This window comes from Caballeronia glathei, from assembly GCF_000698595.1.
Classification (GTDB): domain Bacteria; phylum Pseudomonadota; class Gammaproteobacteria; order Burkholderiales; family Burkholderiaceae; genus Caballeronia; species Caballeronia glathei.
Genome location: NZ_JFHC01000080.1, coordinates 1 through 13,576, shown reverse-complemented (window position 1 = coordinate 13,576; position 13,576 = coordinate 1). Strand labels below are relative to the sequence as shown.

The window sequence follows — 13,576 nt, the reverse complement described above, 5'->3', positions numbered from 1 at the left end:
TTACCCCGCAATCATGGCCACCGCCTGCCGATACCACGTGGCAAGATACGGCGGAATATAGAGGCCCAGCATCAGCGCGAGGCCCAGATGAACGAACACAGGCAGCAGCGCTGGCGGGTGCTCGAGACGCTTGACGGTCGTGTCGCCGAACGCCATGCCCAGCACGCGCGCAAAGATCGCCGCGAATCCCACCGCAAGAGCAAGCAACAGGAAGGGGGTCGCCCACGGCAGACTCCTCATCGCTGTCGTCAGGATGAGGAATTCGCTCGCGAAGACGCCGAACGGCGGCATGCCGACGATCGCGAGCGCGCCGAGCACCATGCCCCATCCGACCGTCGGACTCACGCGCAGCAATCCGCGGATATCGTCGATTGTCTGCGTGCCGGCCTTCTGCGCCGCGTGCCCGACGGTGAAGAAGATAGCCGACTTGACGAGCGAATGAACCGTCATATGCAGCAGTCCCGCAAAGGTCGCGGTGGGGTCGCCCAGACCGAACGCGAACGTCATCAGGCCCATGTGCTCGATCGACGAATATGAAAACAGTCGCTTGACGTCTTTCTGCCGGAACAAGGAGAAGGTCGCGACCAGTACGGAGACCAGTCCGAAACCGATCAGCAGGCGCCCCGGAAGACCATTCTGGAGTGCGCCATCGGCAAGCACCTTGCAGCGCAGCACCGCATATAGCGCGACATTGAGCAGCAGACCGGAGAGCACGGCCGAAATCGGTGTCGGGCCCTCGGCGTGCGCATCGGGCAACCAGTTGTGCATGGGTACCAGGCCGACCTTGGTGCCATAGCCGACGAGCAGGAACACGAACGCGAGTGAAATGATGGTCGGGTCGAGGGTCCCCTTGATCGCGTTCAGGCTGGTCCATAGCAGCGCATCGCCGCCGGCGAACTGCCGGCTTGCGGCCAGATAGAGAAGAATCGTGCCGAACAGAGCCTGCGCGATGCCGACCCCGCACAGGATGAAGTATTTCCAGGCGGCTTCGAGGCTTGCCGCGGTGCGATAGACGCTGACGAGCAGCACGGTCACGAGTGTGGCGGCTTCCATCGCGACCCACAGGATGCCCATGTTATTGGTGAGCAGCGCGAGCAGCATGGCAAAGATGAATAGCTGGTACATGCTGTGATAAAGGCGCATGCGTGCGCCAGTCATCCTGCCGCGGTCGCACTCGACCCGCATGTACGGACGTGAAAAGATCGAGGTGGTCCAGCCGACGAAGGCTGTCAGCGCGACCAGGAACACGTTCAGCGGGTCGACGAAGAAGAGTTTGCCCAAAGCGAACGCAGGCCCGTGCGCCACGGTTTGCACGGCGAGCAGCGTGGCGGCGGCAAAGGTCAGAAAACTGAAGCCGACATTCAGTTCCGCGGCGAGACGATGTTGCCCGACGATCGCCAGGCACGCGCCGGCAAGCAGCGGGATTCCGAAAACCAGCAGCAGTACCCAGGCTTCAGTCATCTTTGAGCTTTTCAAGGTGATGAATGTCCAGACTGTCGAACTGCTCGCGAATCTGGAACATGAACACGCCGAGAATCAGGATGCCCACCAGCACATCGAGTCCGATGCCGAGTTCGACGATCATCGGCATGCCGTTGGTCGCCGCGGCAGCGGCAAAAAACAAGCCGTTTTCCATCGACAGGAACCCGATCACCTGCGGAATCGCCTTGGCGCGCGTAATCATCATCATGAAAGAAAGCAGCACGCAGGCGAGTGCGATGCCGAGCGTGCCGCGGGCGACCGACGAGGCGAGCTGGCTGACCGGCGAGGCGACATTGAACGCGACGATCACGAGCACGATGCCGATCAGCAGGGTCGCGGGAATGTTGAGGAGGGACTCCACATCTGCTTTGACGTTGAGTCGCTGCACCAGCCTGTAAAGGATCCAGGGGATCACGCCGACCTTGAGCACCAGGGTGAGCATCGCGGAGATATAGAGGTGCGTGTCGGCCGTGACGAATCCTAGAACGACATTGGCCGACACGAGTGTCAAGCCTTGCAGCGTATAAAGATGGATCAGCGACAGGATGCGACGCTGGCTGAGCATCGCAAACGACACCAGCAGCAGGATGGCCGCCAGGAAATTGATGATCTGCGTCGCGAACCCGTGCATTCAAGCCCCCAGCAGAAAGTGGACGAGCATGCCGATGACGGCCAGCAGGAAGGCCGTCGCAAGAAACTCGGGCACGCGGAAAATGCGCATCTTTGCATTGGCCGTCTCGACGGCCGCGAGCGCCGCGCCCCCGGCCAGCAACTTGACGAGAAGGGCCGGTATGGCAAGCAGCAGTGCCGTGGGATTGCCGCCCTCCGCGATTCCCCACGGAACGAACAAGGCGAGACCGATGCAGGAGTATGCAAACAGCTTGAGGCTCGCGGCCCATTCCATCAGAGCGAGATGCCGGCCGGAATACTCGAGGATCAGCGCCTCGTGGATCATCGTCAGTTCGAGGTGCGTGGTCGGGTTATCGACTGGCAGGCGCGCATTTTCAGCAAGCGAGACCATCGTGAAGGCGATCCCCGCGAATGCGAGGCTTGGATAGATTGCCAGTTCGCGATGGCTGAGCGTGGCGACGATGGTGGTCAGCAAGCTCGACTTCGTGATCAGCGACGCCGAAAACAGGACCATCAGCAAGGCAGGCTCCGCGAGGAAGCCGACCAGCATCTCGCGGCGGGCGCCGAGCGTGCCGAACGCGGTGCCGATGTCCATCGCCGCCAGTGAGATCGTCATGCGGGCGAACGCGAAAAGACCCACCAGCGCGATTGCGTCGGCGGCCGGCGACAGCGGCAGGTCGGTCGAAAGCGTGGGTACGATCCCGCAAGCGAGCGTCATGCACGCCCAGACGACATAGGGCGCCCCACGAAACAGCGGGCTGGCATGGCCAGCGACGACCGACTCCTTGTTAAACAGCTTGTGAAGCATCCGATAGGGCTGCCAGACACTTGGCGCCCGGCGGTTCTGCAACCTCGCGCGGCAAATGTTGACCCAACCCGTCAAGAGTGGCGCTGCCACCAGTGCGAGCAGAATCTCCAGTCCCTGGGAGAGCAATCCGGAGAGCGTGATCATCGTCTCACCAATATCAGCAGCACGATCAACACGAGAAAGCTGTGCATCAGGTAAATGGCGATGCGGCCGGTCTGGAGCATCCCGGCCAGTGCCGCGACGCGCTTGACCAGCCGCTCGATCGGCTCATAAACCAGGGGCCACACGCGATCCTTCACGACGACGTCGTAGACCGGGTGTTCGTCGAACGGCGAGGGCAGTTGTCGTTCGATCTTGAATAGCGGCGTGAAGACTTCGCGGATCGGCTGTCCGAACCCCTCGGCAGTGTCCTGCATCCGCGCGGTCACGAACGGATAGCCGCAGCCCCAGGGCGGCGCGCGCCGCAGGCGTCCATGGTAAAGACCGCGCACCACCAGCCACGCCAGCCCGCAGCAGGCAAAGAAGAACAGCATGAAAACGGCCGGCATGTAGCTGGCCCGGTCTACGCTGGTGGGCGCGAGCAGCAGCCAACCATTGCGCGCGACGGTTGCCCCGATGCCTGTGCCGACCAACGTCTGCGTGACACGGTCCAGCACCGTCACAAACTGCACCGGCAGCAGCCCCAGCAGTACGCATGCTGCCGCCAGCCAAACGAAGGCGACCCGTTCCCAGGTGCTGGCGTCGTGTGCCTCGGTCAGCTTCGCTTCGCGCGGCTGACCGAGGAAGATGATGCCGAAGAACTTGACCATCGTGTAGCCCGCGAGCGCGGCCACCAGGGCAATCAACGCGGCGACGAGCGGAACCACCATGTTCAGGAAAGGGTTCGGCAGACCCGGCGTGAACAGAAAGCTTTGCAGGAGCAGCCATTCGGACACGAAGCCGCTCAGCGGAGGCAGGCCCGCGCTGGTGAACGTGCCCACGAGCGCCGCCCAGGCGGTCCAGGGCATGAAGCGGATCAGTCCGCCCAGGCGGCCGAGATTGCGTTCGCCCGTCGCGTGGAGCACGGAACCCGTGCCGAGGAACAACAGACTCTTGAACGTCGCATGGCTCGCGATCTGATAGAGCAGGGCTGTCAGCGAAAGGGCGGCCAGCGTGTTCATCTCATACGCGCGAAACAGGACCGTCAGACCCATGCTGACGAACATCAGGCCGATGTTGTCGATCGACGAGTACGCCAGCAGCCGTTTCATGTCCGTCTGTATGGCGCTGAATACGACCCCGAACAGCGCGGTGAAAAGTCCGAGCGCCAGCAGGAGCACGCCCCACCACCAGAACTGGATGTGCAGCAGGTCGAACACCGTGCGCAGCATGCCGTAGAGACCCGCCTTCAGGATAAAGCCGCTCATCAGGGCCGATACGGGTGACGGTGCGGCCGGGTGAGCTTCGGGTAGCCACACATGCAGGGGGAAAATGCCCGCCTTCGCGCCGAAACCGAACAACGCCAGAAGGAAAGCGATGGATGCCCAGAACCCGTCGAGGTGTTGCTGGCGCATATTGGCAAACGTGTAATCACCCGTATTGTCTTGCAGCAGGCCGAAGCACAGCAGGAGCGCGAGCGCACCGACATGGGAGATCAGGAAGTAGAGCCAGGCGGCCCGGCGGATCTCCGCGATGCGGTGATTGGTCATTACAAGGAACACAGCCGACACGGTCATCGTTTCCCACGCGACCATGAAGCTATACGCATCGTCTGCGAGCAGCAGCACCGCCATGCTCGCGAGACACACGTGATATTCGAAGCAGATAAGCCCCGGCGGCGTGCCTTCGCCCTTGCGGAAATAGCCGGCGGAGAACGCACTCACGCCCGTGCTCACCACGCCGAGCACCGCGAGAAAATACGACGACAGACCATCGAGCCGCAGATGAAGGGGCAGGTCCGGCAACCCGAGCGGCAGGACGAGTTCCTGGGATCTCGCGAAGACGCCCGTCAGGCCCAATCCGAATAGAAGGATGCCGAACACCGCGCCAGCCGGAAACAGCATGTGCGCCACCAGCGGCGTGCGGCGCAGGCTGATGAGGCCGAGCACCCCAAGGATCAGCCAGCCCATGACGACCAGTAGCACGTAATGGATGACCAGCAGGTGTTCCATTGTCGTTGCCTCCAATGTCCTCGGATGTCTTGTCCGACGCTTAATTCTCCGGACAAGGAGTGCTCCGGAACGGCTTCCTCGCGGTTGCGGCGTTCCATGCTTTCGACGGCGTGACGGAGGTCGAACCCCATCCCGGTCCCGCTCGATCCGCGAGACCTGCAGGTGCATCCAGTTACCAGACTATGGTAATTGCGTTATCATCCTAGCAGCTTTATCGATCCGGTTCCACACACGATGCTCAGGTGGCATTCACGGGAAAGTGATGCTGCGTCCGTTCGGGGCATCGGCAATGCAGGCCTTCCGGAGCGCATGGAAGTCCAGAGAACAGCTTGCCTCTCCGGTTCCTGCCTGGGCCGGGCGCGGTGCAAGCAAACACACGAGTCAATAACTGATGCCAGCAGACTATTTCCGGGCTCTGACGGGGAAGGACCGGACTGCCGCCGGCGACCAGCAGCTAGGCTTCTCGCTCGCGTTCGTGGCCGGCGCGACCAATGCCGGCGGCTTTCTCGCGGTAAAGCAGTACACGTCCCACATGAGCGGTGTCGTGTCCGCCATTGCCGATCAGGCTGCCCTGGGCGACGTCGCGCTGGTTTTGTCCGGCGCAGGGTCGCTGATCTCATTCCTGCTGGGCGCGGTCTGCTCGACCGTGCTCGTCAACTGGGGACGTCGCAGGCACCTGAATAGCCAGTACGCTTTGCCTTTGCTGATCGAAGCTAGCCTGCTTCTGTGCTTCGGATTGCTCGGCAGCCACCTCGCCTTGTGGGGAGCCCTGTTCGTACCGGCTGCAGTCGCGCTCCTCTGCTTCATCATGGGGCTGCAAAATGCCATGGTGACCAAACTGTCCGGGGCGGAAATCCGCACCACCCATATGACGGGCATCGTGACCGACATTGGCGTCGAGCTCGGCAAGCTCTTCTACTGGAATTCCCCTTGGACGGATACGGCCACGCCGTCCGTGCAAGCCAATCGCGCGAAGCTGAAAGTGCATGGAACCATGCTGGGCATGTTCCTGGCCGGTGGCATTTTGGGGGCGGCGGGGTTCAGCCACATTGGATACGCGGCGACAACGCCCCTGGCGGCACTGCTGACAGCGCTGGCGATCGTCCCGTTGATTGACGATCTCCGCGGACGGAACTGCCGGCTCGACCTCTAGCCGGTGCGACAGGCCACAGGCGAGAGCCGGCCGGGGGCGTCATCGCATTTCGCGCGCAGAGTTGGCGCGGAAGCGGCGGGCGGGTTCTCGATCACCCACGCACATACAATGATAATGTAAGCATCATCAGAGTTCAGCAATGGTGAGAGCGATAGTCTGTTCGCTGGCTTCCTTCGTTTTTTCGGTCTCGGCGTTCAGATCGTGCGAGACGGAGCGTTCACAGGCGTTGGCAGGAGGATTGACGTGATTGATACCAGTATTTCGCTGTTGTCTCATGATTACGCGCATCGGTTCTTGCGAGACCTGATGGGCCGTCGGGGGCTGATCGTCATCGGTGTGGGCAAGGCGGGCGAACGCGGATTTCAGATGCTGTATCGCTTTTCTGATATCTGCGACAGCCTGGAAGATTGCGGGATCAACGTCATCTTCGTCTATCAGAAGGAATCGGCCAGGCATGTCCAGGACGCAACTTCCCTGTTCGGGGCGCGATACAGGCAACGGCCCTGTCTGTTCCTGGACGACGAGGGACGGTTCTTTCGAACTCCAGTGCGTCCAAAATGGCTTCGAGCGGTCCATCTGGATCGGGAGATGAAGCGTCTCGGTACGGTCGACATAGCGGTGCAGGATGAAAGCTGGGACCCGCAACTGCGGAGTTTCCTTGCGCAGGTAGCTGCAAGTTTCATGCATTGAGTGCGACTGCGTGGCGACGCGGCGGTCTGACGAAAGTACGACGCTTGCGGCGGTTTCTGCGATTTCCACATGTGCAGGTATCCTGCTGATCCGCTTGAGACGGGACAGTCACTCTGTACGTATCCGCAAATTTGGCCGCGTAACGACTCGTACGATCATGCTCAAGAAAAGAAAACGAAATCCGAACAGGCCACTGATCATAGAGAACGATCAGGTTGTGTCGCTGTACTTCGACGCGCGCGGGGTCCAGAGCACGATGTTGCGGCGTGATCCTTTTGCTCTTGCGTTAGGGTACACGCGCACCATGATGGGTTTCCTGCTGTTCCGGCCTTTTCCGCGCCGCATTTCCATGATCGGGCTGGGCGGCGGCTCACTGGCGAAATACTGCTATCGCCATTTGCCGGACACGACCATTGCTGCGGTGGAAATCAACCCGGATGTCATCGCGCTGCGTGACCGGTTTCACGTGCCGCGCGATGATGGGCGTTTTACGGTGGTGTGTGCCGATGGCGCGCAGTATGTCAACGTCCCGGGTCACCGGCCCGATGTGCTGCTAGTCGATGGCTTCAATGCCGACGGCCTGCCAGCCAGGCTGGGCAGCGATGCGTTTTACGAAGCCTGTCGCCGCAGGCTGAGTGAAGACGGCGTGCTGGTAGCTAACCTGGTGACGGACGAACCCGACTTTCATCGCTACCTGCGCTCGCTCAGGGAAGTCTTTGCCGGAGCGGTGGCTCTCGCGCCATCGGAAGGCAGCCCGCACAACGTCACTGTTTTTGCGTGGAAGGGTACCGGCGGACTTCCGTCCCATACAGCAATGCTTGATCGTGCGTGCGCACTTCAAGCTCGGCACGCGGTGAATCTTCATGCGACTGCCACTCGTATCGAGTATGGCAAGGGCCTAAACTGGGACCGACGTGGGCAAGGTGGTTGAGCTGAATCATTCGTCGTAGGTGGAGTCCGCTCGCACGGCGCGGACCGTTTGAACAGGTGCATTCCCCGGGAGGAGGGATTTGACCGCAGGAAGCGACAACGAAGTTGGCAGCAGCATGTGCTGCGGTCCAGCGCGGGTCTTTAGGGCACACAGCCGCGCCGTTGCCGGCTTTCAGATAGCCCAATGACGAAGCATGGGCTGGTGAGCGTGAATCTCCCGCGCTACCCGCTTTGCCAGCATGAAGATGACTCGGGTCGAGCGATGTATTATAATCAAATTAACATCTATGGATTCGGCCCCGTCATGGAAACGAAAAGCGCCCGGCTCACGATTCTAATTGATCCCGCGAAGAAGGAAGCATTCGAAAAACTGTGCGCAGCGCAGGACCTGACACCCTCGCAGGTGGTTCGGCAATTGATCCGCGAATACCTCGAGCAGCATGGTGTCAGCTACAAGACAAAGAGCACTATCGGTGCGCGCGCACGTCGAAAGACCGCGTAAGTAACGCCGGTTTCAAATCTTCGCCCCCGATCCGGCGGCGAGCAGTTGCCCGTATCTGCCGGTGCCATCCCTCCTGTCTGCGCTGCGAATCGACATGCTTGCATCGCGCGCCACCAGATTGCGACCAACATGGCGCGCCGGTGAAACATATGATCTCCGCGCCACGCTTGACGACCTCGACGCCTTGCCTAGCGCCGCATAGGTAGCAACGCGGTGATCCACACACCGCGTTTAACCACAATTTTTCCAAGCTTGTCGCGAGTATGCGGGACAGAAGCAGCGCGCGACCGAGACGCTCTGGAAGGATCAGACCGCCCAAGGCGAACACTGACTAGCGCATACGCAGCCACGTCCCTTTCGCGGCGCTGATGGCCTATCGCTTCGACGCCGACGCGATCGTCGAAGGACGGGAACCGAAGCGGGTCGCTCAAGAAACGCAAAGAAAACGCCGTTTAGCGAGGGCCCGGAAGACCGAGCCCCGCAAGGAGCGGCCGTTTTCGTTATGCTTCACTGCACGCATCGTGTATGCGCCACGATTCCATGGCTCCGCGACATCGATACGAAAAGTCAGAGACAGAAGAATGAAAGGCAGGTTATTCATTGCGGCTCGCCTCGCGCGCGCGGCTGTCATTACGCTTGTGCTGGCAGCCTGCGCATCGCAAGCCGGCAACCGTGGCACCGTCATATCCGGCCCGCTGTCCATCGAGAAGCAAGGCGCCATCTTCGCCAGCGGCCGCGGCATTCTTCCGGACACGCGCTCCACGCCAGCCAATGATGCGGCCACGGGCACCGTGACGATCGACCAGATGTACGTGTATGACCGGGTGCCGGTGCGTGTAATGCCGCTTTCCCTCACGCTCGTCATCGGGCAAGGATCGGCATTCACGTTCATGCGTTCCATGGAGGCTGGATGATGGGTAGGGCTACGGTGGTATTGATCGCCTGGCTTTGCATCGCCGGGGTGGCGGGATGGCGCGCGGCGTCGGAGCCCGCGCTGGCGGCGGGAACGCCCGCCGCCGCGACGGATGCGGCCATGATCCGGCACGGCGCCGAGCTTGCGGCGGTGGGAGACTGCATCGTCTGTCACACGGCGAAGGGTGGCAAGCCTTTCGCGGGCGGCCTGCCGATCGACACGCCGTTCGGCACACTCTACTCCACCAACATCACGCCGGATGCGAAGACGGGCATCGGCAGCTGGTCGCTCGAAGCTTTCAAGCGGGCCATGCGTCGCGGCGTGTCGAGCGACGGCCATCTCCTTTATCCCGCGTTTCCCTACGTCCATTTCACGCACATGAGCGACGAAGATATCGGGGCGGTCTATGCGTTCATGATGTCGCGCACGCCGATCCAGGCAAGCGCACCCGCGAACGAGCTGATCTTTCCACTGAACTTCCGGCCGGTCATCGCGGTGTGGAACCTGCTTTTCCTGCATCCCGGCACACCTGTGCCGATGAGCCGCCAACAGGATGCGCAACTGGATCGCGGGCACTATCTCGTCGACACGCTCGGCCACTGCGCCGCCTGTCATTCGCCGATGAACCTGCTCGGCGCGGAGAAAGGCGGCAAGGCCTTCGACGGCGGCGTGATCGACGGCTGGGATGCGCCTTCGCTCAAGACGCTGCTGCATGCGCCCACGCCCTGGACCCGCGAGCAGTTGACGTCCTACCTGCGCACGGGCTTCGCAAGCGAACATGGCGCAGCGGCCGGTCCCATGCTGCCGGTGACGCGTTCGCTTGCCAATGCTTCGGAATCTGACGTAGAAGCCATGGCCGCCTACGTCATGTCGATGCAAACCTCCGACCCCGCGCCGCAACTTTCGACCGCGCCGAAGGCAAATCCCGCTGCCAACGCCGCCAGCCTGCAGGCCGGCGCCACGCTGTTCCAGGCCGCGTGCGCGAGTTGCCACGCGGCGCACGCGCCGATGGAGACGATCGGCGGCAGGCCGTCGCTATCGCAGGGCACGGCCGTGAACAGCGACAGCCCGCGCAACGTCGTGCGTTTGATACTCGACGGCCTGCCGCCCGAAGGCAGCACGCCGGCCCGCCTGATGCCGCCGTTCGCCGGCATGCTGACCGACGCGCAGATCGCGGACCTCGCCCGCTACCTGCGCTCGCAATACAGCAAAGAGGCGCCCTGGCCGCTGACAGCCGCCGATGTGGCGAAGTACCGAAAGGAGAAACCCGCACCATGATCACACTGACCGTGAATGGTGAGAGCCACACGCTCGACATCGACCCTTCCACGCCGCTGCTTTACGCACTTCGCAACCAGTTGCAACTGCACGGCGCCAAGTACGGCTGCGGGCTTGGACAGTGCGGCGCGTGCACGGTGATTGTCGGCGAGGAGCCGGTGTTCTCGTGTCTGATGCCGGTAGCGGCGATCGGCGAACGGGCAGTGCGGACCATTGAAGGGCTGGGCACGATCGAACAACCGGGCAAGCTGCAGCGCGCATTCATCAACCAGCAGGCGGCGCAATGCGGCTATTGCATCGCCGGCATGGTGATGCGCGCGCAGGCGCTGCTCGACCGTACGCCCTGGCCTTCGGACGAAGAGATCCGCGCGCACATGGAGCCGAACCTGTGCCGTTGCGGCACCCACATGCGCATCCTCGCGGCCATTCTCGAAGCGCGCGGCGCATCGAACGGGAACCACTCATGAAGCCCGACACCCTCCACGATGTGCCGGAGAACGCCGCGCGGCGCCGGTTTCTCACGGCCGGCAGCGTGGTGGTGGCCTTCACGCTGCTGCCGGAGGCGGCTTCGCGTGCACTGGCGCAGACCACGACTACCGAGGCCGGCACCTTCACCGCGTCTGCGCCCGATCTGCCGGGCAGTCTCAAGACGTCGCCGATGCTCGATGCATGGATCAGGATCGACACGCACGGACACGTGACCGTGTTTACCGGCAAGGCCGAACTCGGCACCGGCATTCGCACGGCGTTCATCCAGATCGCCGCGGAAGAGCTCGGCGTCGCGCCGTCCGGCATCACCCTGCTTACCGCCGACACCGCCACCACGCCAAACGAAGGCTATACGGCCGGCAGCCATTCGGTGGCCGATAGCGGCACCGCGATCGCCAACGCCGCGGCACAGGTGAGGGGCTTGCTGCTGCAGACGGCGGCGGCGAAGCTTCAGGTCGACGCGGCGACGCTCGCGGTGCAGAGCGGCGCGATCCACGCCGCCGACGGCCGCAGCATCAGTTTTGGCGAGGCCGTCAGTGGCGTGGATCTGCATCGCCAGGCGCAACCTGGCCTGCCGCTCAAGGATCCTCGCACCTTTACGATCATCGGCCAGCCGATGCAGCGCGTCGACATTCCAGGCAAGGTCACCGGAGGCGCGAGCTACGTGCAGGACATGCGCCTGCCGAACATGCTGCATGCGCGCGCCGTGCGCCCGCCCGCCTATGGCGCGACACTGGCGTCGGTGGACATCGCGCCGGTGGAGGCGATGCCGGGCGTGATCAAGGTCGTGCGCGACGGTAGCTATCTCGCCGTCGTCGCCGACGACGAATGGCGTGCGATTCTCGCGATGCGGGCCTTGTCCGCCGCCGCACGCTGGAACGCGGGGCCGCCGCTGCCGGATCAGGCGACGATCCACGAGACCTTGCGCCGGTTACCGGCGCAGGAGATTACCGTCGCCGGGAAGGGCGCGCCCGCCGCGGCTGCCGCGCAGACTCTGCACGCGCGTTTCACCAAGCCTTACCTGACACATGGCTCGATCGGGCCGTCTTGTGCGCTGGCGTTGATGGAAGGCGAGCGCATGACCGTCTGGACCCACACGCAAGGCGTATTTCCCTTGCGCAAGGGCCTGGCCGAGATGCTCTCGATGCCGCCGGACCATGTGCGGTGCGTGCATGTGGAAGGTTCCGGCTGCTACGGACACAACGGCGCCGACGACGTCGCCGCCGACGCAGCGCTGATTGCGCGAGCGGTGCCCGGGCGACCGGTACGGGTGCAGTGGATGCGCGAGCAGGAACACATGTGGGAGCCGTTCGGACCTGCCATGACGACGGACCTGACCGCTTCGCTGGATGCGTCGGGGCAGATGGTGGACTGGAAGTGCGAGATCTGGAGCAACACGCATAACAACCGGATAGAGAATGCCGGGCGCCTGATGCCGACATGGGCGCTGGCCACACCGCTCAAGCCGGCGCCGCCGAAGGAGATTCCGATGCCTGAAGGTGGGGGCGATCGCAACAGCGTGCCGCTGTATCGGGTGCCGAACCTTCATGTCCAGGAGCACTTCCTGCCCGACATGCCGATCCGGGTGTCGGCGATGCGATCGCTCGGCGCATACATCAACGTGTTCGCCATCGAGAGTTTCATGGACGAGCTTGCGGCAGCGGCACATGCGGATCCGGTCGAATTTCGGCTGCGGCATCTGGACGATCCGCGTGCGCGCGACGTGATTCACCAGGCGGCGGAGCGTTTCGGCTGGAAAGCGGCGCGCGGCAGTGCACGCCCACCCGGGCAAGGGGTGGGGTTCGCCTTTGCGATGTACAAGAATCTGATGGCCTACTGCGCGATTGCGGTGGAAGTGATGGTTGAACGCGACACGGGCACGGTGAAGATGGAGCGTGCGGCGTGCGCGGTGGATTGCGGGCAGATCGTCAATCCAGATGGCGCGCGCAACCAGGTGGAGGGTGGGATCCTGCAGTCGTCGAGTTGGACGCTGTTCGAAGAGACGACATTCGATACACGCGGGATTACCAGTTTCGAGTGGGGCAGCTATCCGATTTTGAGGTTCTCGTCGGCACCGAAGAAAGTCGAGGTGGACCTGATCGACCGGCCGGGCAAGCCGTTTCTGGGAGTGGGGGAGGCCTCGCAAGGGCCTACGGCCGCGGCACTCGCCAACGCGGTCGCGGATGCCGTTGGAATGCGGGTCAGGGATTTGCCGCTGGGGCGGGGGCGCGTCAAGGGTTGACAGACGTTCCCCGACGCGAATGGCAACGCCGGGGCGAACCCGTCGATGCAGCAGTCGTACGCTGACGGCACGGTGGCCGAGCATTCGCATCAGCGTGCGTGCAATGCGGCGGCGCTGATCTTCGAGATTGTTGTTGAACACGACGTGGCTGCACTCGACCGTATTCGCGATGCCCAAGACCCGTGAAGCGAGCCTGCACGACTCGTCCTCGTTGTAGTCGTGTTTGAATCGCGACGAAGCTGCGGTCGCCCCATGTATGTTCCACGTCTCGTGAAAAGGGCTCCTGAAGGCGCCTTTGAGAGAGTGTGC

13 protein-coding genes are annotated in these 13,576 nt (G+C 62.8%); 9 read left to right on the top strand and 4 right to left on the bottom strand.

All coding sequences use genetic code 11. The features are described from left to right. The 4 genes from BG61_RS32455 to hyfB are packed head-to-tail and all read right to left on the bottom strand — an operon-like array spanning nucleotide 1 to nucleotide 5,070. A complete protein-coding gene (locus BG61_RS32455; RefSeq protein ID WP_035938801.1) occupies nucleotides 1-1,461 on the bottom strand; it encodes a hydrogenase 4 subunit F in 1,461 nt (486 codons plus the stop codon). Continuing rightward, the gene (locus tag BG61_RS32450) at nucleotides 1,454-2,113 is read right to left on the bottom strand and encodes a formate hydrogenlyase (RefSeq protein WP_035938798.1); all 660 of its coding nucleotides are present in this window, start codon (nucleotides 2,111-2,113) and stop codon (nucleotides 1,454-1,456) included. The genes BG61_RS32455 and BG61_RS32450 overlap by 8 nt, the downstream gene beginning before the upstream one ends. After that, entirely contained in the window at nucleotides 2,114-3,064 is a 951-nt protein-coding gene (locus BG61_RS32445) for a respiratory chain complex I subunit 1 family protein (RefSeq protein WP_035938795.1), read from the bottom strand. It lies immediately after the preceding gene. Beyond that, entirely contained in the window at nucleotides 3,061-5,070 is a 2,010-nt protein-coding gene (gene hyfB / locus BG61_RS32440) for a hydrogenase 4 subunit B (protein WP_035938791.1), read from the bottom strand. Before hyfB ends, BG61_RS32445 begins: the two co-directional genes overlap by 4 nt. A 391-nt stretch (nucleotides 5,071-5,461) precedes the next feature. Between hyfB and BG61_RS32435 the strand changes: the two genes are divergently transcribed. The 9 genes from BG61_RS32435 (at nucleotide 5,462) to BG61_RS43020 (ending at nucleotide 13,453) form a co-directional block, all read left to right on the top strand. Next, nucleotides 5,462-6,223 (top strand): YoaK family protein, encoded by a 762-nt coding sequence (locus BG61_RS32435; RefSeq protein WP_035938787.1) that lies wholly within the window; start codon nucleotides 5,462-5,464, stop codon nucleotides 6,221-6,223. Between the two features lie 243 nt (nucleotides 6,224-6,466). After that, nucleotides 6,467-6,913, top strand: coding sequence for a hypothetical protein (locus tag BG61_RS44280; protein WP_035938842.1), 447 nt, complete (start codon nucleotides 6,467-6,469; stop codon nucleotides 6,911-6,913). 157 nt (nucleotides 6,914-7,070) lie between these two features. Next, entirely contained in the window at nucleotides 7,071-7,844 is a 774-nt protein-coding gene (locus BG61_RS32425; RefSeq protein ID WP_035938784.1) for a spermine/spermidine synthase domain-containing protein, read from the top strand. Nucleotides 7,845-8,147: 303 nt separating this feature from the next. Further along, on the top strand, nucleotides 8,148-8,345 hold the full coding sequence (locus tag BG61_RS32420; protein ID WP_035938840.1) for a ribbon-helix-helix protein, CopG family: 198 nt from the start codon (nucleotides 8,148-8,150) through the stop codon (nucleotides 8,343-8,345). Nucleotides 8,346-8,713: 368 nt separating this feature from the next. Further along, nucleotides 8,714-9,259, top strand: a complete 546-nt coding sequence (locus BG61_RS42330) for an alpha/beta hydrolase family protein (RefSeq protein ID WP_129572307.1) — start codon at nucleotides 8,714-8,716, stop codon at nucleotides 9,257-9,259. Continuing rightward, entirely contained in the window at nucleotides 9,256-10,536 is a 1,281-nt protein-coding gene (locus tag BG61_RS32410) for a cytochrome c (protein ID WP_035938780.1), read from the top strand. Before BG61_RS42330 ends, BG61_RS32410 begins: the two co-directional genes overlap by 4 nt. Further along, nucleotides 10,533-11,003, top strand: a complete 471-nt coding sequence (locus BG61_RS32405) for a (2Fe-2S)-binding protein (RefSeq protein WP_035938777.1) — start codon at nucleotides 10,533-10,535, stop codon at nucleotides 11,001-11,003. The genes BG61_RS32410 and BG61_RS32405 overlap by 4 nt, the downstream gene beginning before the upstream one ends. Then, nucleotides 11,000-13,267 carry a xanthine dehydrogenase family protein molybdopterin-binding subunit gene (locus BG61_RS32400; protein WP_035938776.1) on the top strand — a complete coding sequence of 756 codons (2,268 nt, stop codon included), beginning with the start codon at nucleotides 11,000-11,002 and terminating at the stop codon, nucleotides 13,265-13,267. Before BG61_RS32405 ends, BG61_RS32400 begins: the two co-directional genes overlap by 4 nt. Nucleotides 13,268-13,312: 45 nt before the next feature. Beyond that, on the top strand, nucleotides 13,313-13,453 hold the full coding sequence (locus BG61_RS43020; RefSeq protein ID WP_158447114.1) for a hypothetical protein: 141 nt from the start codon (nucleotides 13,313-13,315) through the stop codon (nucleotides 13,451-13,453). Nucleotides 13,454-13,576 lie beyond the last annotated feature (123 nt).

What these genes read in the sequence shown, in the direction of transcription:
- BG61_RS32455 (WP_035938801.1), bottom strand. Translation starts at nt 1,461, where the DNA reads ATGACTGAAGCCTGGGTACTGCTGCTGGTTTTCGGAATCCCGCTGCTT.
- BG61_RS32450 (WP_035938798.1), bottom strand. Translation starts at nt 2,113, where the DNA reads ATGCACGGGTTCGCGACGCAGATCATCAATTTCCTGGCGGCCATCCTG.
- BG61_RS32445 (WP_035938795.1), bottom strand. Translation starts at nt 3,064, where the DNA reads ATGATCACGCTCTCCGGATTGCTCTCCCAGGGACTGGAGATTCTGCTC.
- hyfB (WP_035938791.1), bottom strand. Translation starts at nt 5,070, where the DNA reads ATGGAACACCTGCTGGTCATCCATTACGTGCTACTGGTCGTCATGGGC.
- BG61_RS32435 (WP_035938787.1), top strand. Translation starts at nt 5,462, where the DNA reads ATGCCAGCAGACTATTTCCGGGCTCTGACGGGGAAGGACCGGACTGCC.
- BG61_RS32425 (WP_035938784.1), top strand. Translation starts at nt 7,071, where the DNA reads ATGCTCAAGAAAAGAAAACGAAATCCGAACAGGCCACTGATCATAGAG.
- BG61_RS32420 (WP_035938840.1), top strand. Translation starts at nt 8,148, where the DNA reads ATGGAAACGAAAAGCGCCCGGCTCACGATTCTAATTGATCCCGCGAAG.
- BG61_RS42330 (WP_129572307.1), top strand. Translation starts at nt 8,714, where the DNA reads ATGGCCTATCGCTTCGACGCCGACGCGATCGTCGAAGGACGGGAACCG.
- BG61_RS32410 (WP_035938780.1), top strand. Translation starts at nt 9,256, where the DNA reads ATGATGGGTAGGGCTACGGTGGTATTGATCGCCTGGCTTTGCATCGCC.
- BG61_RS32405 (WP_035938777.1), top strand. Translation starts at nt 10,533, where the DNA reads ATGATCACACTGACCGTGAATGGTGAGAGCCACACGCTCGACATCGAC.
- BG61_RS32400 (WP_035938776.1), top strand. Translation starts at nt 11,000, where the DNA reads ATGAAGCCCGACACCCTCCACGATGTGCCGGAGAACGCCGCGCGGCGC.
- BG61_RS43020 (WP_158447114.1), top strand. Translation starts at nt 13,313, where the DNA reads ATGCAGCAGTCGTACGCTGACGGCACGGTGGCCGAGCATTCGCATCAG.